16 protein-coding genes are annotated in these 20,908 nt (G+C 52.2%); 4 read left to right on the top strand and 12 right to left on the bottom strand.

What is annotated here, in order from left to right:
• From P9L94_07110 to typA, 8 genes are all read right to left on the bottom strand, one after another.
• A partial coding sequence (locus P9L94_07110; protein MDP8243833.1) for a hypothetical protein occupies positions 1–3,151 on the bottom strand: 3,151 nt, incomplete at its 3' end.
• Position 3,152: 1 nt separating this feature from the next.
• A complete protein-coding gene (locus P9L94_07115) occupies positions 3,153–5,294 on the bottom strand; it encodes a BatA and WFA domain-containing protein (GenBank protein MDP8243834.1) in 2,142 nt (713 codons plus the stop codon).
• Complete coding sequence (locus tag P9L94_07120; protein ID MDP8243835.1) at positions 5,291–6,226, bottom strand: DUF58 domain-containing protein; 936 nt, start codon at positions 6,224–6,226, stop codon at positions 5,291–5,293. Before P9L94_07120 ends, P9L94_07115 begins: the two co-directional genes overlap by 4 nt.
• Positions 6,227–6,241: 15 nt before the next feature.
• Entirely contained in the window at positions 6,242–7,261 is a 1,020-nt protein-coding gene (locus P9L94_07125; protein MDP8243836.1) for an AAA family ATPase, read from the bottom strand.
• A gap of 42 nt (positions 7,262–7,303) precedes the next feature.
• Positions 7,304–8,167 (bottom strand): DUF4159 domain-containing protein, encoded by an 864-nt coding sequence (locus P9L94_07130; GenBank protein MDP8243837.1) that lies wholly within the window; start codon positions 8,165–8,167, stop codon positions 7,304–7,306.
• A gap of 11 nt (positions 8,168–8,178) precedes the next feature.
• Positions 8,179–10,806, bottom strand: coding sequence for a peptidase MA family metallohydrolase (locus tag P9L94_07135; GenBank protein MDP8243838.1), 2,628 nt, complete (start codon positions 10,804–10,806; stop codon positions 8,179–8,181).
• Between the two features lie 97 nt (positions 10,807–10,903).
• A complete protein-coding gene (locus P9L94_07140) occupies positions 10,904–11,566 on the bottom strand; it encodes a protocatechuate 3,4-dioxygenase (GenBank protein ID MDP8243839.1) in 663 nt (220 codons plus the stop codon).
• A 409-nt stretch (positions 11,567–11,975) separates the two neighbouring features.
• Entirely contained in the window at positions 11,976–13,784 is a 1,809-nt protein-coding gene (gene typA, locus P9L94_07145; GenBank protein MDP8243840.1) for a translational GTPase TypA, read from the bottom strand.
• 295 nt (positions 13,785–14,079) lie between these two features.
• On the opposite strand from typA, the gene P9L94_07150 reads away from it, so the two are divergent.
• Entirely contained in the window at positions 14,080–15,435 is a 1,356-nt protein-coding gene (locus tag P9L94_07150; protein MDP8243841.1) for a Gfo/Idh/MocA family oxidoreductase, read from the top strand.
• A 14-nt stretch (positions 15,436–15,449) separates the two neighbouring features.
• Positions 15,450–16,079: a hypothetical protein gene (locus P9L94_07155; GenBank protein MDP8243842.1), complete on the top strand. Its 630-nt coding sequence runs from the start codon at positions 15,450–15,452 to the stop codon at positions 16,077–16,079.
• Between the two features lie 87 nt (positions 16,080–16,166).
• Here the strand turns inward: P9L94_07155 and P9L94_07160 are convergent, their stop codons facing one another.
• Positions 16,167–16,343, bottom strand: a complete 177-nt coding sequence (locus P9L94_07160; protein MDP8243843.1) for a hypothetical protein — start codon at positions 16,341–16,343, stop codon at positions 16,167–16,169.
• A gap of 98 nt (positions 16,344–16,441) precedes the next feature.
• Between P9L94_07160 and P9L94_07165 the strand changes: the two genes are divergently transcribed.
• Positions 16,442–17,479, top strand: coding sequence for a twin-arginine translocation signal domain-containing protein (locus P9L94_07165; protein MDP8243844.1), 1,038 nt, complete (start codon positions 16,442–16,444; stop codon positions 17,477–17,479).
• Between the two features lie 220 nt (positions 17,480–17,699).
• The gene (locus tag P9L94_07170) at positions 17,700–18,965 is read left to right on the top strand and encodes a Gfo/Idh/MocA family oxidoreductase (protein MDP8243845.1); all 1,266 of its coding nucleotides are present in this window, start codon (positions 17,700–17,702) and stop codon (positions 18,963–18,965) included.
• Between the two features lie 13 nt (positions 18,966–18,978).
• On the opposite strand, the gene P9L94_07175 is transcribed toward P9L94_07170, so the two are convergent.
• The 3 genes from P9L94_07175 to P9L94_07185 all read right to left on the bottom strand — a co-directional run bounded on the left by P9L94_07175 (position 18,979) and on the right by P9L94_07185 (position 20,900).
• Positions 18,979–19,536 carry an RES family NAD+ phosphorylase gene (locus P9L94_07175; protein ID MDP8243846.1) on the bottom strand — a complete coding sequence of 186 codons (558 nt, stop codon included), beginning with the start codon at positions 19,534–19,536 and terminating at the stop codon, positions 18,979–18,981.
• Positions 19,529–19,873, bottom strand: coding sequence for an MbcA/ParS/Xre antitoxin family protein (locus P9L94_07180; protein MDP8243847.1), 345 nt, complete (start codon positions 19,871–19,873; stop codon positions 19,529–19,531). The genes P9L94_07175 and P9L94_07180 overlap by 8 nt, the downstream gene beginning before the upstream one ends.
• A gap of 127 nt (positions 19,874–20,000) precedes the next feature.
• The gene (locus tag P9L94_07185) at positions 20,001–20,900 is read right to left on the bottom strand and encodes an aminotransferase class IV (GenBank protein ID MDP8243848.1); all 900 of its coding nucleotides are present in this window, start codon (positions 20,898–20,900) and stop codon (positions 20,001–20,003) included.
• Positions 20,901–20,908 lie beyond the last annotated feature (8 nt).

Below are 20,908 nucleotides of genomic sequence, written 5' to 3' on the forward strand. Positions count from 1 at the left end.
CTTGCTGTCCTTGCTGTCCTTGCTGTCCTTGCTGTCCTTGCTGTCCTTGCTGTCCTTGCTGTCCTTGCTGTCCTTGCTGTCCTTGCTGTCCTTGCTGTCCTTGCTGTCCTTGCTGTCCTTGCTGACCTTGCTGACCTTGCTGGTTCGATGATGCAGACGCAACCTGCCCGCCCGCTTGCGGAGACGCGCCCTGTTCATTTTGCGTAAGAGGCGAATTTTGCATTCCCGGTTGAATGACGTCGCGCAATTCTTCGAGCGCTTTTTGCATTGCATCTATCTCGCTATCAACCGCGCTTTGCGCAACCTGATCTAACTGGCGTGAAGCGTCAGCGAGTTTGTCTAGAATCTGCTGTTCATGTTCGAGGGCTTTGTCCCAAATGCCGAGGCGTACCAGCGGCAACCGCCGCTCTTGTTCCATGTCTTCCAAAATGCCCTGTCGGCTGGTTTCGCGCAGCCAATCGCCCAGTTTGCGCGACATCAGTTCCTGGCTTTCCTCGGAGCGCTCCGCCAGTTCGCCCGCCTGGTTCATCATGTCGGTGAATTCTTGAGACAGCGCTTCTTTTTCTTCTAAGAGTCCTTGTTTCTTTTGGTCTATATCAGGATCAAGCGCCAGCGAGGGCGACTCTTGTTCTTGTTGAATATCTTGCATGCGCTGTTTGATGCGTTGCTCCTGTTGCACCAATTCATCCATGCGGTTTCGCAGTTCCTGCATACGCTGGCCTGCGGCGTCGCGGGAAAATTCGCGCAAGCCTTCTTCCATTTTGTCAAGCGAATTCAACGCCTGGGCGCCGGACGAGCGCGCTTCTTGCAATTGTTCTTGTTCCAAATTCTCCAGGCTCTGGTTCATCGCTTCGCGGGCGTTGCTCAGTTCATCCATCGCCTCGCGGGTTTGGGCGTCGCGCATGTCGCCGTTGGCGAGGTTGCGTTCGGCTTCGTCGAGCCGTTCGAGGTTGCGGCGTTCTTCTTCCTGCAAGCGTTCGAGACGCCGTTTGAGTTCTTCCGCGTCTTGTTCTTTTTCGAGTTCTGAAATGAGTTTAGAGATTTCCTCGTTGATGCTCTGCTGCCGTTGCGCTAGTTCTTTGATTCGATTCAGCGCCTCGTTGGTCTGCTCCATCTCTTCTTGCGTCTGGCGTTCTTCTTCATAAAAATTGCGTCGTTGATCGAGTTCTAACGCGTCGATCTCAGGCCGGTCGCCTTGCCCGGACTGTTCGCCGCCCGCGCCCCCGCCCATCGCGCTTTGCTGGCTTTGTTGTACCTGCGCTTCATCCGGCTTCAATTTTAGAATGAGGTGATAGGCTTCTTGCGCATCAGCGATAGCGCGGGTCAACGGCTCTTCGGTTTCATCCGGGGCCGCTTCTCCAAGAGACTCAATCACGCCGCTCATGGCTTTAAGCAGGTCTATCAGCATGGGGCTTCCGCCAGCCTCGCTTGCTTCCTGCTGATATTTTTCCAGTAATTGCTGTTGCGCTTCAATGATGGCGCCGCGTTTTTCATACAGATCCGCCCCGCTCAAACCAGACGCGTCTTTGCGCAGTTTCCAGATCGCGATGACGATGTCTTTCTGTTCGGCGCCGTCGTTTTGTTGGCCTTGCTGCTGTTGCTGCTGGCCCTGCCCCGCGTTTGACATGGCCTCGCGGTATTGCATTTTGAATGGGCGAATTTCAAGAAAATATGGGTCGCCATATTCTTCAAATTGATCGCGGTCGGTCTTGGCGTCTTGCGCCCACAGCGTCCAGGTAATCAAGTCGCCCGATTCCAGCGGCAGGTTTTCTAAATAGAGCGTGTACTCGCCATTGGCTTCTTGAATCAGTTCGCTTGAATCCAACAGCGAGATGCGCTCCGGCCCCAGCCCGGCGATTTCATATTGGATGCCAAAGTCCTTAATGCCGTAATCGTCCTGCACATGAAACTCAAACGGCGTTTCATCCAGCATGGTGACTTCGTAATCCTGCTGAGGAAACTTGATCTTGATTTCGGGCGGCTGGTCAGCCTGGACTTGAATATCGTATTCAGGATTAAACTCGCTGCGGTTGCCTTCGCGATCAAGCAAGTCAATCGAATACGAGCCGCTGAATTCCAGCGTACGGGTGACAAACCAGACGCGGTCGGCGGTTTCAGCCATCGCGACGCGTTGTCCGGTGTCGAGCACCATTTCGGCCTGTTCGAGTTCTTTATTCACGACCGCGCTTACCGAAACCACCGTGCCTTCAATGGCGCTGATCGCCCCGCCGTTAGGGACATAAGCGTCTTCGCGTTCGAGGTAGTCAGGATAATCATACGCAAGGTTGATGGTCTCAACTTGCGGCGGCAGCCAGGCGGTGATGGTGAAGACGTCCGAGGCGCGGCGCCCCATCATGACCTGATATTCAATTGTCTGTTGAATGTTATCGAAGGTAAAATGAAATACGTTTTCAGAGAGGCTGCGCGTCATGTCTTCGACTTGCCAATCCTGCCCCTGCAAGCGCCAGCGCATAACGGCGGACTCTTCGGTTTCGCTGGTTTTGCAGAGTACAATCTGGCGCTCGCCTACCCGCACCCGCGCATCGCCCGGTTCAACAGCGAATTCTACCAATGGAGTCATCGCAATGGTTTGTTGCGTGAATTTTTGAGGAGGCGTCGAAAACCAGAACGGCGAGAACATCGCAATCACCAGCGCTGATGCGACGACAAAGCCGCCGTTCATCAACACCAGTTTCACCAATACGTCTGAATCCATCAATTCACTAAACGAAACCGGACGCACGACCTCGTCCGACTCTTCAAAGAAGCGCTCAATGATCCACGGCGAGGCGCCTTCAACATTTCCTGAACTGAATGACACAGCGCTGATGATACGGCTCTCTAACTCGGGATGATGTTCTTCAATATGCAGCGCGATCTGATCTAACGCAAGCGGCCGCCCCATTCGATAGACAAGAAAGTAGCCGATCACGCCCGTTTCGAGCGCACAAAAAAACGCAATCGGCCAGAGCGTAGAAACGCCGCTCCAATAACAAAGCGCTGCCACCAGCCCAAAGGCCAGCGCGTTGAGAAACGTCGCCGCGCCAAACAAAAACCAGCAGCGCAAAATCTGCGCGCATTGGTATTGATTGGCGGTGAGTCGAATTTTGCGTTGTAGTTCACTGGGCGTTTTGTTTCCGGTCGGCATCATGTCATCCCTCTACGCTGGCTTGTTTTTTCCACTCGCGGCGCGAAACCAATGATGCATAAAGCCCTTCGGCAATCAGGCCGATGAGCAAAACCATCAGCGCCCACCAGCCGTATTCGACTTTCACTAATTGTTCGTCTAATTCAGCCCGTTCCTTCGCCAATTGTTCAATGTTGTAGGCTTGAACCAACGCGCTTGAACCTAAGGCGCGGATAAATACGTCTTCTAAAACCACTTTGGAGTCCGACTCGGATGCGTCAATATTCACCGCATACTGATAGGCTTCGTCGCTTCCATCGCGCCGCCATGAAACCACGCCTGCCCGAGGCAGCATCGGCGCGTCTTGGCGCAACCCGTCGCGCGTCAAAGCAAGCGCAGATGTTTCTTCGGGAAGTTCGACCGCCCATTCCAGGCGTTCATCCATCGCGTTGCCCCAGCGAAGCGGGTCGCCGACGGCGTATTCAATTTTCTCCTGCCGGGCGCCAATCAATTCATTTAACGCTTCAAACATCACTGGAACAAACTTGGGATTCCTTGGCAAGTTGGTCGCATCCAAGGTGGGAGAAAACGTCCAAAGCAACAATCTCCCCTCGCCGATGGGCGCCTCAATTAACGCAGGGTGAGTCTTGTCGAAACGGGCGAGCGCTTTCCCGGCGCCGTCGCCCGTTTCATCCAATGTAAGTTTTATGTATTGGTAAAAATGCACCATGGTGAAATCATTGAATTCGATGTCGCGCATGGGGAAGAAAATCGCGTGGTCAAAATCGATCCAAGATAAGATGTCAAACTGATCGTCGTTTGCCGTTTCAAAACGCGGGCCTTCAAGATTCATCCCCAACGAGGCGATCCATGCCGCAGCGTCTTGATTTACTGTTTGCATGGGGTCGATCCACGCCATCGCCTTACCGCCCTGTTCGAGATACGTCTGTAAGCGATCAATCGAGGTTTGCGTCAACGCGTTTAACGTCGGCGCCAACACCGCTGCGTAAGAATTTTCATCATTTAAATAAGAAGCCATTTCATTGACGGCGCGTTTTTCAATCGTCCAAACCGAGTCGCCGGAGATGCGCAGCGCCTGCTCGACAAACCAGGCGGCGGGCCAACGCCGATTATCAGTCGCGTCTTCAAACAAAGCGACTTGATGCAAAGACTGCGGGTTCCAAGCAAAGTAACGCTTGTTGTCTAACAACAAATCATCGTCCGGCAATGCGAGATAACCCGCTTGGCTTTTGTGAATATCCCAATCGGTTTTGAATGAAACTTTCATGCTATGCCCCGGCTGTACGGCAACCGATTTACGCTCGACTTCAGCGCCATCAATAACGAGCGCGACTTCGCGGGACGCTTCTTTGTCCGTCCCATTTTTGATTTGCCCTAAAACGCGAAACCCGCCCTGCGGCGCTTTGCGTACGGCAATATCAGAGATTGAAAAGTTTTCATCCTTCGTGTTTTCGATTGGCTCTAACTTTAACTCGACTTGCGCCGAAGCGCGCCAATCGTTGGTCTGCGGCGGCATCCCCGATTGCTGAAAATCTGAAACAATGTGGATTACCTTTTTGGCTTCTTCATCATCGCTGGCGCGATTGGCTAACAACAATTCCTGTGCGCGTTGCAAGGCAGGCAAATAGGCCGTGCCGCTCTGGCTGAGCGTCGAAGCATCAATCGCCTGCCGAATGCGGCGGCGGTTGTCTTGCGGCGACTCGTTTTCAATGACGATAGGATATTCACCTTCAACGCTTTGATTAAACACAATCAAACCCACGCGCTCATTCGCCGCGAGTGTATTCACCACGGCGCTCGCGCGTTCTTTGGCGGACTCGAAGAGCCCATCGGCGCCCAGGCTATATGAATTATCAAGCAATACCCAATGGCGCGCGGCGCCGTCGTCATCAGTCGCTTCGGCGACAAACATCCGATAAGGCCTCGCAAACGCCAAAACCAGAATGAGCAACAACAACATGCGCAGCAGCATCAGCAGCCAATGTTGGATGGCTTTCTTTTCCAACACTTTCTTTTTCACTTGCGGCACAAACATCATACTGCCGAACACCACCGCTTTTTGCTGCGGTTTGCGGATGCGGTGAAAAACCCAGGGCGCAATCAGCATGAGAGAGCCAGCGAACAACAGAGGCGCGAGAAAACTCATACGCCGCCTCCCGCCCCGGCGCGGCGTCCGCTCACTGCCGACATCAGTTGCTGGCGCTGCTGCAAGAAGAAATGCAATGCGCGATCAAGCGGTTCGGCGGTATCGAATTCGTCCAGTTCAACCTGCATACCGATGCAAGCCGTCCGAATGGCTTCGAAGTATGCGCGGCGGTTTTCCAGATATTCTTCGCGCATGTCGTCAGGAACGACAAACTGTTGGCGCTGGTTTTCGGGATCAATCAGCAGCGTCGATTTCGCAATCGAAAAGTCGCGCTCCGCCGGGTCGCTGATCTGCAACACCAGCACGTCAAAGCCGCGCGCGCGCAACAGGCGAATGTACGTTGAAAAATCGTGTTCGTCATCAAGCAGGTCTGAAATCAAAATCACCATGCTGCGCAACGGCAGCGTCTCGCAGGCGTGTTGAACCGCTTCGGCGAGATTGGTCTGTCCGCCGGGTTCCACATTCGCCAGTTCAACGAGCACCTGTTGCAGATGGCGCGACGAACTTCGCGGCGGCAAGAACATACGCACCGAATCTTGAAACGCGCTCAAACCGACGGAGTCATTTTGTTTGACGAGCAACATCGCCAGGCACGCCGCCAACATGCGGGCGTAATGCAACTTGCTGACCGCGCCCGAGGCGTACGACATCGACGCGCTCGAATCAAGCAGGATCGAGCAGCGCAGATTGGTTTCTTCATGGAACTGCTTGGTGTGCAAGCGGTCCGTACGGGCGTAGAGCCCCCAATCGACAAAACGCGGATCGTCCCCCTGCACATATTGGCGGTATTGAGCAAACTCAATCGACGAGCCAAAGTGCGGGCTGCGATGCAACCCCGCAAGAAACCCCTCCACCACCCGGCGCGCCAACAGTTGCAAGTCGGCGATGCCAGCCAGTTCATCAGGATTCAAAAAATGCAGGCCATTTTGCATCTAGGATTTTCTCTCTTAACTTAAATTCGATTTCGGTTTCGGCACGGTCTCGATCAGGCGTTGAATAACGTCTTCCACATTGACCCGGTCGGCGTCGGCGCGAAAACTGGTCAGGATTCGATGGCGCAACACAGGCCCCGCGACGGCGTGAAGGTCGGCGATAGAGACGTGGTAATGGCCTTGCAGCAGCGCCCGCGCCTTGGCGGCGAGAATCAGGTTTTGCGAGCCGCGCGTCCCGGCGCCCCAGCCCACCCAATTACGAACGAAGTCGGGCGCATCATCGCGATTGGGGCGGCTGGCCTGAACCAACTGCACCGCATAGCGCGCAATCGGCTCCGCAACGGGGACCATGCGAACCAGACGGGCGAATTGCAGCATGTTGTCGCCGTCAAAGATATGCTTCAATTCAAAATCCTGATTGGCCGTGGTCTTGGTGACGACTTCGAGTTCTTCGTCTTCACTCAAATAATCAATGTGAATGTTAAACATGAAGCGGTCGAGTTGCGCTTCGGGCAGCGGATAGGTTCCCTCCAGTTCGATGGGGTTTTGCGTCGCGAACACATAGAACGGTTTATCGAGCGGGCGCACTTCACCCGCCACGGTTACCTGGCGTTCTTCCATCGCTTCGAGCAGCGCCGCCTGGGTCTTGGGAGGCGTACGGTTGATTTCATCAGCCAGCAAGATGTTGGTGAATACCGGGCCGGGAATAAACCGCATCTCTCGATGCCCGCTGGTGCGGTCTTCGTCAATGATTTCCGTCCCGATGATGTCCGACGGCATCAAGTCGGGCGTGAACTGCACCCGTTTGAATTTCAGATCCAATATCTGCGCGATGGAGCGTACCAGCCGCGTCTTGGCGAGTCCGGGCGCACCGGTCAATAAACAATGGCTGCCAGTAAACAACACAATCAAGAGTTGCTCGATGACTTCGCTCTGGCCAACGATGGCCTGGCGAATTTCGCCGAGTAGTTGCTCGCGGCCCTGGCGCAGTTTGTCTAAGGCTTCTTGTTCAAATGCGGTTTCGGCGGTTTGCAATGGTTTCCCTCGCTCTATGAATTTAGGTCCGAATCAACTGGCTCAATGCGTTAAGGCGTAGACCACAATGTTGATGCCCAATGGATACGCTTTGGTTTTTGAAAACTCCGCGAAATATTGCGGGTTGACGGCTTCTTCTTCCCAGCCGTCGCCCAAGTCGGTGTTATGGCAAAACACCGCCATCAGCCGCCCCGCTTGATCGAACACGCCGCGAATATGCGCTTCCGCGCTGTCGGCGCCGCGTTCGGACGTATCCCCGCCCGAATTCGCCCAATGGCCGATGCCGGGGATCTGATGAATTTTGTCGATCTCAAACACGATGTGAAAAATTTCGTGCTCCAGCGGGATATCGATAATGGGGTATTCGTCTTCGGGAAACACCTTATTGAATTCAAAGGCGAAGTTTTCCCAGTCGCGCGAGCCCCAAAAATCATCCACCATCAAAAAGCCGCCCTTGAGCAAGTATTCGCGCAAGCGCATCGCTTCTTCTTGTGAGAAATACAAGTCGCCTACTTCGATCATGTAGACAAACGGATAATGAAACAGCTCCTCATCGGTCAATTTGACGATGGCGTGTTTTACCAGCCCATTCTCATCGCGATTCACATTGATATTGGTGAGTTCAGACAAACGCTGTGAAAAATTCTGGTCCGACTCGGGGTAGTCCGTTTGCCAACGACCGCCGCCCCGTCCAAAGCCTCGGCCGCCGCTCTGGTATTCCACCCGGCAGAAGGTAAAGCATTCGTTGCCGAATTCACCCCAGAAGTAGGTCGGTTGCTCACGCGGATCGCGCGAACGTCCGCGTCGCCCCCAATATTGCGATAGGGCGTCCATCGGCAGGCTGATCACCATGCCCGCCAGGCAAGCGAACAGCCCAACTCGAAACCACCAATGTTTATTTGCCATTATTCGAGTTTTCAATTTTCATTCACCACGTCGCGTTCAATGATCTTGAGCAGTTCTTCTTGGGCTTTTCGATGATGCGGAAATTCTTCCAACACCAACACCACTTCTTTTTTTGCGCCGTTCCAATCGTGCGACTGCTGCAAGAAGCCAATGCGCTGCATCTGATAGTCGAGCCGACGCGCCGGGTCTAACGCCTGCAAGTGCAAGACGCATTCGGCGGCCTCGTTGTAGCGTTCGAGTTGAATGAACACGTCCAGCATCTTTTTACGAATATTGAGATCGAATGGATCAATCTCAATGGCAAGTTGAGCAGCCTCCAGCGCCGCGTCCCACTCTTCGTCTTTTTGATGCATCGACATCAATTTCGCGCGAGCGTCGAAGTCGGTTGAATCCCAAGCCACTTCACGTTGCAGTGTTTGTTTGAGTTTTTCGCGCTCGCCGTTTTTCTCAAACAGTTGAATTAGCATTTTCAACGGGGCGCCGCTGCTGGCGTAATCAGGAAACAACTCGTGCGCTTCCTGCAAACGCGCCTCCGCCGTCTGCCATTCTTCGCTGCGCAGCGCCGCCATGCCCTCGCGCATAGCGTTGGTAAACGGCGAATCTTTGTCGATCCACTGTTCGATTTCTGGCTCATGTTGCGTCAGAGAATCCCACATCTCCTCTAACACGCCCTTATCGGTTTCAATGGCAGGCAGGTTTTCATAAGGCGCGAGGCGTTCTTCCAGGTAGGATGCAAACCCGCGGTCCATGCTGCGAATCGTTTCGTCGCTTGCCTGTGCGAGCGCTTCGATGGTATCGCCGCCGCCAGCGATCAAATCCAACGCGCCGACCAGCGCATCCACGCCATACTGTTTGGTATAAAATTTCACAAACTCGGCGGAGAAAAAATACCCCAGCATGATGTGCATCCCGGTTTTGGGTTGGACGAAATAGGTCTCTAAATCCTGCACGCCCGGCAAGTCTTCGGAGTCAATGAACTGCTTGTATTGCAGGTCCATCTTCTGCCCCCAGGCGGGCGAGCGCTCCAGTTCTTCGTAGACGGAAATGCCTTCCGACAACCAGCGCGGCATACGGTTATTGGTTTTTTGCAAGGTAACAACATGGGTGAATTCGTGCCACAACACAGACGCCCAGTTCATGGTATGCGGCTCGCGCGCGCTGGGCGAATCCATCGTCACCAGATGGCCGAAGCAGATTCCCATAAAACCGATGTTGCCCGGCAGCCCCACAGAGCGCACCATGAAATCATCATGGTTATCGAAAATTTGAATATGGATCGGCGTTTCTAATTCGATCTGATATTTTTCTTGATAAAGATCGTACGCCTCTTGCAGCAAATCAAACATCTCATTCGCCAGAATGGCGCTTTCATCTTTCGGCAACTGCAAGATAAACGGCCCGCGCTCAATGCTGACGAAGTTGTTGAGCGAATCCAGCATCTGCAGCAGGTTGTAAGACTGTACGTTATACGGATCGGCCTCGAACGCGGTTTCGAGGTTTTCTTTGCCCGTCTCGTCCCGCCCAAGCCGCAACAGGTTGAGCGCATATTCCGCCCGCGCTTTATGGTCGTCCGGGTTCACCGCGAGCGCTTGTTGTTGAAGCGCGGCGCCTTCTTTAAAGCGGTAATGCCGCGAAGCAATGCGCCCTGGAACCTGAAACACATCCGAGCACGACGGATTAAACGTCAACACTTGCGCTTGCAACTTTTTCATCGCGTCGATGTCGTCATCCAGAAAATGGGCGGCGGCTTTGAGCGAGCGAATCAGCAAATGGTTCGGGTTCACCTTCAACGCTTGTTCAATTATTTCGTAGGCTTTATTGGTATCGCCCAGGTCAAGCCATTGCTCGGTCTCGATTCGCCAGGCGTTAAAATTGTTTGAGTAATTTTCTTTCAGGCGTTCCATCATTTCATCAAGGCGCGGGTCGTGGGCTTTCCAATAGGTTTCCGTCAAACCTGAGAGCGCATCCTCATCGGTCTCGCTGACTTCCAGCGCCTGGGTAAAATACTTTTCCGCCAGGTCGTATGAGCCATAGCGCAACGACAGGTCGCCCGCGCCGAGATACCCGCCAATAAATCGCGGGCGCGACTCCATCATGTTGGTATAAAACGTAGAAAGCAGTTGTTTGGGGCTTTCGCCGCGCAGTTCCGCCGCGCGTCCCATCACGATGAAGTTTTCTTCCCGCGAATGAAAAAACTGAAAGCGTTTTTGCGTCGTCGCGATGGTGTTTATTGTTTGATTGTACTCATCCATCCGTCCGCGATATTGATACATTTCCGCCAATCGCATTAAGAACACTGGCTCGAAATATTCCTCGGCGACGATTTCCATATCGTCAATCGCGTTGTCAACATCGCCAATGTGGAAGCGAATCGCCGCGCGGTCAGACAACCAGATGATATAGCGGTAGGCTTTGGATTCAGCGAGTTCGGGGCGTTCATCCATGCGCCGCTGAATATCAGTCAGCGCGTCCTGGTAACGTCCCTCTTTGAATAAGGTACGGTAGTGTTCGTTTGGAGCAACGTGGCGCTCTTCGGTCATTTGCGCGCAGAGTTGAACCGGCGCGAGAAAAACGCAGAGCAGAAGGCAGACCGTCCCGAAAGACGGCAATATGTTTCTACGGATTAACCATGATCGCATTAATATCCGCTTTCATTGAGTTGCTGTCAGTTTACCCATCGTTCAATGAGAAGCTCGATTGCCCAAAGATGAATCGCCGCGTTGAATGAAACAGCCGCTACGCCTCCGGCGTATATCCAAGCACAATATCAAATGTAGCAGACAATTCACCGGTGCGCGAAGCAGAAATCGGAGTAAATTCTTTTATGACGGCATCGCGCAGTTTAGGCTCGCGAATTCCCCGCAATACATTGTCGCGCTCATTTTCTGGCTCACCTTTTATATAAAGCTGCGTGGTAAATCGGGGTTTTGCTTTGGTTTCGACCGCAAAATGAATATGCGGCGTCCGCGAATCATACGCAACCGGCTTTATCGTACGAAAGTAGTATTCTCCCTTGGAACTCGTCAAAAAACGCCCGAATCCCTGAAAATTCTTATCGCGATTGGCACGGTTTGAACTTTGGCTGTGCAAGTAGGAGCCTTTGCTATCTACCTGCCATATCTTCACTTCGGCATTCCGAACCGGAGCGCCGTTCTGGTCTAGGATGCGCCCGCTCAGGTGGGATACGACCCCAACGGCTGGATTGATCGCATCGTTAATCACCAGCAGGTCGTTATCCGTATCTAAAGGCAAATGATCGGGATAGAACGGCCCTTCGTTTTGTCGCGGGGTTTGAGTCAATTGTTCAGCCAATACGCCTGGAGCCCACAACGCACCCGCGCCCAATAGCAGGCCGGAAGTAAAACGGCGTCGGTTTAAAATCGAAAACTTGCGGATCATCTTATTCTCCCAGAATCCATAAAATAAACAGAATCAAGCGGTTACCGAAAAAACACGATTAAGCATGGTGAGAATACGAGGGTGGTATTTAAATTATAACGTGATTTGAACAAAAATATTGACTGAATTGATATAATTTGGCTCATCCGGTAAGTGAGTACTGACATTGATGGATGGTCGTCATCTTGATTACGAAAACGGATTCCGGCTTATCAAAAATTGACAAACCAAATTAGGTATGGGTGCAACTCGGGGAGCGCCTGTGCATAAGGGCCTGAAAGCCCGCACTGAAGCGAGCAGAGTTGTACCCATGCCTGACGCAATGAAATTTCAGTCGAACTAAAATAAAAACCGGGTGGTCAAAAATTAACCACCCGGTATACCAGTTTCATCGTTTTGCTGCAGCGCGCTATTTTCGCTGGCTGGCAGGCAAGATTTTTTTACGTAAACGAATAGAAAGCGGAGTCGCTTCGACCAATTCATCATCGCGGATAAATTCAATCGCGCGCTCAAGCGTCAATGGCGCAACCGGCGTCAGTTGAACGCTTTCGTCTTTACCGGAACTACGCATATTGCTGAGTTTCTTCTCTTTGCAAATATTCACGCTGAGATCGTTGTCGCGGTTGTGCTCGCCGACAATCATTCCCTCATACACCGGGTCGCCCGGCGTAACGAACATCGTCCCGCGCGGTTCCAGGTTGAAAATCGCATACGAAACCGCCTGGCCCTGACGGTCAGCGACCAATGAACCGTTGCGGCGGGTGGGAAATTCGCCTCGGTGCGGCTCGAAGCCGTCCAGGTAAGAGTTTAAGATTCCCGTCCCTTTGGTGTCGGTGAGAAACTCGTTGCGAAAGCCGATCAATCCGCGCGACGGGATGGAAAACTCCATACGTACGCGCCCGGTGCCGTGATTGACCAGGTTAATCATGCGCCCTTTGCGCAGCGATAACTTTTCATTGACTATGCCGACAAAATCTTCGTCGCAATCGACGAACAAGTGTTCAATCGGCTCCATCAGTTTGCCCTCTTCTTCACGCATGATGACCTGAGGGCGTCCAACCGTGAGTTCAAAACCTTCGCGGCGCAAGGTTTCGATTAAAATGACCATCTGAAACTCGCCGCGCCCTTTAACTAAAAAGATTTTGGGATCTTCGGTATCTTCAACTTTAAGCGCTACGTTGCTCAATGTTTCCCGGTTTAGGCGGTCGCGAACTTTGCTGGTCTGGACAATGCTGCCTTCTTTGCCCGCAAACGGCGAGGTATTGACGCTGAATCCCATCGAAATGGTCGGCTCATCCACCGTGATTCGCTTCAACGCTTTCGGAGCGCTTTTGGTGCAAATGGTATCGCCAATGTGAACGTTTTCGATGCCTGCGACGATGATAATCTCGCCCGCAACCGCTTCTGAAATTTCAGCCAAACCAACGCCTTGGTAGACTTCGATCTTCGTCACTTGCAACGGCGTCATTTTGCCGTTTTCTCCGATGCAGCCCAGTGCGTCATTTTTATGCGCCTTACCGTTCATCACCCGGCCGATCGCCAGACGGCCCATGTAATCGGAGTAATCCAAGTCAGCAACCAGCATTTGAAACGGCTCGTCTGCGTCATACGACGGGCCGGGGATCACTTCCACAATGGTTTCAAATAACGGATTGAGATCAACGCCTTTTTCATTCAATGTCCGTTGCGCGATGCCTTCACGACCAATCGCATACATGACGGGGAATTCGATTTGCTCATCATTGGCGTCGAGATCAATGAATAAGTCATACACTTCGTTCAACACTTCTTCGGGGCGAGCGTCTTTGCGGTCGATTTTATTGATGCAGACAATGACTTTGAGATTATCCTGCAATGCCTTTTGTAAAACAAAGCGGGTCTGCGGCAACGGCCCTTCGGACGCGTCCACCAGCAGAATCACGCCGTTCACCATGCTCAACGCCCGCTCAACTTCACCGCCAAAATCCGCGTGACCCGGGGTGTCGAGAATATTAATTTTGATTCCGCCCCAGATGACGGAGCAGTTTTTCGCGGCAATGGTGATGCCGCGTTCGCGTTCGAGGTCCATATTGTCCATAACGCGCTCGTCAACCGATTGCGACTCGCGAAACGTGCCGCTTTGGCGAAACATGTGATCAACTAAGGTGGTTTTTCCGTGGTCAACGTGAGCAATGATCGCAATATTGCGAAGGGAGGAATTAACCTGGGGGTTCTTCAATAGAATTGTCTCTTTTCATACATAGAAAAACTCCACGCATTCACGCATGGAGCCGCTTGGATAACAATTAAGTATATCTGTCAAAACAAATGCGGCAATCCACAAACGCAAATCTAACTTACTCCGCGCAAAAAAAATCAACAAAAATGAATGGAATTGAATAGTTATAACCAAAATCTACGATTATTGGATAAATGGATAGCCAAGCATTTGCTCTTTATGCTAAGATCGAATCTTAATGCCAGTTAATAACCTAATTTGCATTAAAGACCAGACTATTGGTGGAGGAGAAAAGATGTCTGAAAAAAAATTCGTACCGAGTCAAAGCAACTCGTCAAAGCCTTCCCGACGCCGGTTTATGAAAGGGGCCGCCGCCACGGGCGCGTTGGCCGCTGCTCCAGCGTTTTTCCCCGCGAAGGTATTGGGATTAGAAGGATCGGTCGCCCCGAACGACAAGATCATTCTTGGCGGCATTGGTATCGGCAACCGAGGACGTACCGTCTTGCGTTGGATGCTTCGCCAACCAGACGTATATTTTGTCGCATCCTGCGATCCTCAAGTCGAACGCGTGAATATTATCAAAGAAATGGTAGATCAAACAAACAGCAACAGTGATTGCAAAACCTACCACAACGTTCATGAGTTTCTTGAAGCCCGTACAGACATTGACGCCGTGCTCAGCACCACTGGCGACCGTTGGCACGCGCTGGCCGCGATCTTAGCCATGCGCGCGGGCAAAGACGTGTACTCGGAAAAACCGTCCTGCATGACGATTGCTGAAGGCCAGGCCGTCGTCGATACCTCAAAACGGTATGGACGCATTTACCAAACAGGGACCCAACGCCTCAGCGGCGACCAGTTCGTCTTCTGTAATGAAAGCGTTCGCCTGGGCCGTTTGGGCAATGTCCACACCGTCCGCGCTCACATCGCGCCTTGGGACGCCGCCGAAATGCGCCACGACTGGCTGCCCGGTCAGCCCGAACCGCCCAAGAGCGAAACCGACTGGGACCATTGGCTTGGACCCTGCCCCTGGCGCCCCTATCACGCTGACTACTGCAAAGGCGCATGGCGCGGTCACTACGACTTCCACACCAGCTGCATCGGCGAGTGGGGGGCGCACACCTTCCCGCAGTGCCAGGACGCCATCGAGATGATCGACCAGGCGGCGATGGAATACGGCTACGTCAACAATGTTTCCGGCGACGGCATGGTTACCAAATTCTCAAACGGCATCAGCATGGTGCTCGAACGCGATATGGACAAAAAATACTGGCACGGCTCCTGCGGCGTTCGTTATGAAGGCGAAGAAGGCTGGGTCGCCACCGCCGATGGATACGAAAAAGTCGAAGCCTCATCCCCTGCCTTGCTGGCTGATTTCAAAAAAATCGTCAATGAATACGCCGAACGCACGGGACGCGCCGTCGGCGACGTTTCAGAACACGCGCGCAACTTCTTGGATTGCGTCCGTTCACGCAAACAGACCGTCGCCAACGCTCCGGCTATGCACCATACCATGAGCACGGTTCACGCCGCAAATATCTGCATGTGGCTCAAACGCGACCTCAAGTATGATCCATTCAAACAAGAGTTTAACGATGATGAAGCCAACCGCCTCCGCACCCGCGCTCAACGCGAACCGTGGATCATGTAAGGGAGACATTACCAATGACGAATTCCATTCAAACTTTATCCGCTATGGCAGTCACGACTGCTGCTGGCGAAGAACAAAAATTCATCGAAATGCTGGGGTCTGCTGACGCTTCACGCAAAGACAAGTCAGACGCGTGCCGTGAATTGGGCCGTATGGGCAGCCCCGCAGCCATCAAACCGTTAACCGCTTTATTAGAAGACGAAGAGATGTCGCACATGGCCCGCTATGGCTTGGAGCCAAATCCAAGTTTGGCGGTTGATAGTGAATTTCGTACGGCGTTAGGCAAGCTGAAAGGCAAATTGCTTGCAGGCGTTTGCGGAAGCATTGGCATTCGCAAAGACAAAAAAGCCATTGACTTGCTCGGTGAAATCGCATCCGGTTCAGACGCCGTCGCCGCCGCAGCCGCTGCGCGCGCGCTGGGCAACATCGGCACGGAAAACTGCGTAAGAGTATTAAAAGCCGCGTTATCAAAGGCGACCGGCAATCTCAGGCTGGCTGTGTTTGAAGGACTGCTCCGTTGCGCGGAAGCGCTGATTAAAGCGGGCAAAGAAGATGACGCCAAAGACCTTTACGAATCAATTGGCAAGATGAACCCGCCAAACCATATTAGCATCGCCGCTGCGTTGGCGTTGGACAGCAATTAAACTGAAATCACATTGACTCAATTATATCGGGGCGCAGCATCTGCTGCGCCCTTTTTGTTTATCACCCATTCGGCTCCGCACTTTTTTCTACATCTTGATCTGGTTCAAGAATGAATACATACCGTGCAGGTGTTTCATGTGGTCGGGCGCGGTCTCGCCCTTCGCCAACGGGACTGTTTTGCCCTCTCGCTGGATAATTTCTGTAAAGCCAACGTTGGCGCTAACAATTAAAATTACAGCAAATACGAATGTCTCATATACCATTTCAGCAGTTACTCCAGTCAGTTATGGATTCCCTTTATCCCAAAACATGATTAAATATACAAAAATCATAAACTATTTTCGCCAGGGGAGCAGAATATATGTTGAAATATAAGCCTTCAAATGGTTCCATGATTTCCCGCCGTACCGTATTAAAAGGGGCCGCGGCTGGAGCGGCAATTCTAACTTTGCCGAATATCATTACCGCCGCCGAGAATCCATTCAAAACCCAAGGGCCGGAAGGCCACCGTTACGAATCAAACGAAAACTGGGCGCAGGTGCCGAAACACATCTCGCTTGGTTACACCCACGGCGTCTGCGTCGATTCGAATGGTCGCGTCATCGTCCACCACACAGGAAAAGATTCCGTCATTCTTTTTGATGACAAAGGCAAGTTCATCAAATCATGGGGCAACGAGTTTGAAGGCGGCGCCCACGGCCTCACCGTCAGCAAAGAAGGCGGCGATGAGTTTTTATATCTCACCGACACGGCCCGCGACGTCATGGTCAAGACGACCCTCGACGGCAAAGAAATTTATACCATCGGGCTTCCTAAAGAGGCAGGCGTTTATAACGATGACGTTCAATATACGCCGACCAACGTCGCGATTGCTCCAAACGGCGACGTGTATATTGCTGACGGTTATGGCTCGAGTTTCATTCATCAATTCAACAAAAACGCTGAGTATATCCGCACCTGGGGCGGCAAAGGCAGCGAAGACGGTAAGATGAACTGCCCGCACGGCATCACCATCGACACACGCGGCGATAAGCCGCTGGTTCTCGTCGCCGACCGCGCCAATGTGCGCCTGCAATATTTCACACTCGACGGCAAGCACGTCAAAAACGTCACCAACGAACTGCGCCACCCCTGCCACTTCGACGAATACAAGGGTGAATTACTGGTTCCCGATTTATTTGGGCGCGTCACTCTCTTCGATAAGAATGACAAACTCATCGCGCACCTGGGCGGCGATTCTGACTGGAACAAACCCGACAAATACCCGAACGTGCCCAAAGATACGCTGGTCACGGGCAAGTTCGTCTCGCCGCATAGCGCCTGCTATGACGCAGACGGCAACATCTTCGTGGCCGAATGGATCAACTACGGACGCGTGACAAAAATGGCCCGCGTATAAGACGTTTTCATTCAAATAAGATACCTTACAGCATTATGGCTTGGGTATGTCTCTCTTCGCTTCAGTGCGGGCTTTCAGGCCCTTTTGCACAGGCGCTCACAGAGGCAAACCCGAGCCATTTTTATAATGGTTCTCAATTAGCAATTGAAATTAAACGGAAAATATGATTAAACATAGAGCAGAAACATAGCAATTATTTTCACACCCAAGCGAGGCCATCATGAAACAAGAAAACCCTTCCCGTAGAAATTTTCTTCAGACGTCCGCCAAGGCGGCTGCGACCTCCACCTTTGTTTTAGTAAACCGAAACGTCATGGGCGCCAACGACGCCATCCGCATCGGCTCCATTGGCTGCGGCGGTCGCGGCGGTTGGCACATGGGCTGGATTCACCGCTCATCCGAAGTTGTCCCGGCGAAAATCACCGCCGTCTGCGACGTATGGGACGCGAAACTCGACAGCGCCAGCGAATTAGTTGAGCAGCGCTTCGAACAAAAACCCACGCGCTACAAAGATTATAAAAAACTCTTAGAGAACCCTGACATTGATGCGGTCATCATCGCCACGCCCGACCATCAACACAGCAGTCAGCTCATCGACGCCGTCCAAGCGGGCAAAGACGTATACGTCGAAAAACCTATCGCTTCGAATCTTGAAATCCTCAACAATGCGTATGATGTGGTGACGAAATCCGACCGCGTTGTGCAGAACGGGTCCCAGGGCCGCAGCAGCAAAGGCGCGTTGGCGGCGAAGCGCTTTATCCAGGAAGGAAAGATCGGCAAAGTATTACGCATCGAAGAAAGCCGCAGCGCTTATAACCCCTATTGGAACTACTACCAGCAACCCAAAAGCCCCAATGTCACCGATTGGGACGGCTTTCAGATGCACTTGCCCAAGAAGCCCTTTGACGCCGACGAACACGGCAACTGGATGGGTTATGATCGCTTCTCGCCCAACACCATCGGCGGTTGGATGAGCCACCTGAGCGATTTTGTTCACTTTCTCACCGACTGTGGAATGCCGCAAACCTCCGTCGCGCATGGAGGCATTTACTCGCCCACCTCAGAAAACCAGCGCACCAATCCCGACACGGTTACCGCCATCGTCGATTACGCCGAAGGCTTTAGTACGCTGTTCACGACACACTTCGGCAACGGCGCCAACAATTACACCCTACTGTTTGGAACCAAGGGAACGATGAAACTTAACGATCCTGACGGCAACGTCGACGGCATTCGCCCGCTCGTGTCAGGCGAAGGCAGCGAGCATCCCGACCGCCTGCCGGATGAGTATCGCGAGTTGGATGAAATCGCCCAAGACGACCACATGATTAACTGGTTGAAGTGCATTAAAAGCCGCAAACAGCCTAATGCCCACATGAAATACGGCTACATGCAGGGCGTCGCCGTCTTGCTCGCCGACCAGGCGCGCGTACACGAACGCAAGATGCGCTTCGATGAAAAGAAACGACTGATTCTGCCTGTGTGAGAGAAATTGCAGATTAAATTATTTGCTGCTTTTGCGCCCAGCCTAGCCAATCGAACTCTACAGTTTCAACCACTTCAAGGTTTTCATCCATGGAGTGGTTGTCTGCATAGATCATTAAATTTTCGCATTCCCAACGGGCTGAAGGAGCAATCAATCCATCAAAACCTAAAAAGTCAATTGCATAGCCAATTCTCTGCGTTGCAGCGTAATCTCGCGCAGTGAATTCAATTAAATCAACGCCTAATTTCTGTAAGTCTTCATTCTGTAATCGAACCACTTTATTCAAACTCACTTGAATTGTATGAAAGCATAATTTTTTTGTGGGTATTGGGTTTTGTTGAGCGAGTATGAAAGAAATTTCAGACTTAGCGCCTTCTGGTTCCATACTCGTATACAAAACAGGGGTTCCTTTGTTCTCTGTACTCGAAGGCAAAGCCCAACGTCCCCCGCTGATCGATGGAGCAACCGGGTCAGAATTTTTTCGAGTTACGCGAAATACCGTCCCATTAAAAGATTCAGGATCGTACTCGCTCAAGGCATCCATCAATTCAATATCGGACAGTCTATCCATAAACAGAATCCCGAAGCTGATTGACCAATTGCCTGACGAATTCTATTTTCCCCGATTTCACCAAGTCCGCAGGTTTTTTACCGTCAAGAAATTTTTGAGGGGAAAACATCCACAACCGCGCTTCACTTGGTTCATAAAAATCCGACAACTGGTCAATGATATATTCCAATTCCAATAAGAGTTGCTCTGTATTGGGATGAGGATAATTTTTCCCTTGGTTCCACCGGGAAACCGTTTCCGCCTTGGTATCAAGCAAGAGAGCGATATCTCTCTGCTTCATACCACCTTTTACACAAATAGATTCAAGTTTTCTGGCTAATGCGTTACTGGTGACCATATTTCATCCGCCTTCGTTATTTCATACTCAAATCCCTTACATTGATTATATCATAGATATTTTTATTGATGTATTCATTGACACTTTAATATACAAAAATATTATAATGTATCCTCCAACGAATCACTCACACCACAACTTCGCCTTCTTTGGCGGTGAGTTGGGCGAAGAGGTCGCTGAGCCGTTGGGTGAGCGGGCTGAGGTTGCCGTCGCCGATACAGCGGCCATCGACTTTGACCACCGGCGCGATTTCTCCCATGGTTCCCGTGCAGAACATTTCATCCGCGCGATAGGCCTCAGTCAGCGAGATGTCTTTCACTTCATGCGGGATTGAATTTTGCTCGCAGATTTCCAACACCACCGAACGGGTGATTCCCTCCGGGCAGGCCTTGGTATGCGAGGTCATCACCACGCCGTCTTTGACGATGAATACATGGGTGGCGTTGGTCTCGGCGATGAAGCCGTCCTTGTCGAGCATCAGCGCATCATCAGCGCCCGCCGCGTTGGCCTGTATCTTGGCGAGTATGGACGGGATCAGATTATTAGAATGGATTTTCTGGTCAAACATGTCCGCCGGAATCCGCCGCAACGACGAGGTTACCAACGTAATGCCGCTCTTATCGTAAACTGGCGGCTTATGTTCAGCGAGCACAATCAACGTCGGCCCGCTTTGGTTGAGACGCGGATCCATGCCGCTGGTGACCTTCACGCCCCGGGTTAACGTCAGGCGAATGTGGACGCCGTCGCGCATGTTGTTCGCTTGCAGCGTACGGCGGATTTCCTGAATGAAATAGTCCTGCTCTGGAACCTCAGCGAACGCCAGCGCCTTGGCGGAATGCTGTAAGCGCTCCAGGTGTTCGCGCAGGCGAAAAATGCGCCCATCATAAACGCGCAAACCTTCCCACACCGCGTCGCCGCCCTGCACCACCGAATCAAACGGGCTGACGCCCGCTTTGTCGCGATGAATCATTTCTCCATTGATATTAATGAGCAAGTCTTTGTTGCGTGGATTAAACTTTTGTTCCATTTCATTCG

The sequence above is a fragment of the Candidatus Hinthialibacter antarcticus genome, assembly GCA_030765645.1.
GTDB classification, from domain to species: domain Bacteria; phylum Hinthialibacterota; class Hinthialibacteria; order Hinthialibacterales; family Hinthialibacteraceae; genus Hinthialibacter; species Hinthialibacter antarcticus.

Coding starts and splice junctions, on each gene's coding strand:
- P9L94_07160 (MDP8243843.1), bottom strand. CDS start 16,343: ATGGTATATGAGACATTCGTATTTGCTGTAATTTTAATTGTTAGCGCC.
- P9L94_07165 (MDP8243844.1), top strand. CDS start 16,442: ATGTTGAAATATAAGCCTTCAAATGGTTCCATGATTTCCCGCCGTACC.
- P9L94_07180 (MDP8243847.1), bottom strand. CDS start 19,873: ATGGTCACCAGTAACGCATTAGCCAGAAAACTTGAATCTATTTGTGTA.
- P9L94_07170 (MDP8243845.1), top strand. CDS start 17,700: ATGAAACAAGAAAACCCTTCCCGTAGAAATTTTCTTCAGACGTCCGCC.
- P9L94_07150 (MDP8243841.1), top strand. CDS start 14,080: ATGTCTGAAAAAAAATTCGTACCGAGTCAAAGCAACTCGTCAAAGCCT.
- P9L94_07175 (MDP8243846.1), bottom strand. CDS start 19,536: ATGGATAGACTGTCCGATATTGAATTGATGGATGCCTTGAGCGAGTAC.
- P9L94_07130 (MDP8243837.1), bottom strand. CDS start 8,167: ATGGCAAATAAACATTGGTGGTTTCGAGTTGGGCTGTTCGCTTGCCTG.
- P9L94_07140 (MDP8243839.1), bottom strand. CDS start 11,566: ATGATCCGCAAGTTTTCGATTTTAAACCGACGCCGTTTTACTTCCGGC.
- P9L94_07120 (MDP8243835.1), bottom strand. CDS start 6,226: ATGCAAAATGGCCTGCATTTTTTGAATCCTGATGAACTGGCTGGCATC.
- P9L94_07155 (MDP8243842.1), top strand. CDS start 15,450: ATGACGAATTCCATTCAAACTTTATCCGCTATGGCAGTCACGACTGCT.
- P9L94_07115 (MDP8243834.1), bottom strand. CDS start 5,294: ATGAGTTTTCTCGCGCCTCTGTTGTTCGCTGGCTCTCTCATGCTGATT.
- P9L94_07135 (MDP8243838.1), bottom strand. CDS start 10,806: ATGCGATCATGGTTAATCCGTAGAAACATATTGCCGTCTTTCGGGACG.
- P9L94_07185 (MDP8243848.1), bottom strand. CDS start 20,900: ATGGAACAAAAGTTTAATCCACGCAACAAAGACTTGCTCATTAATATC.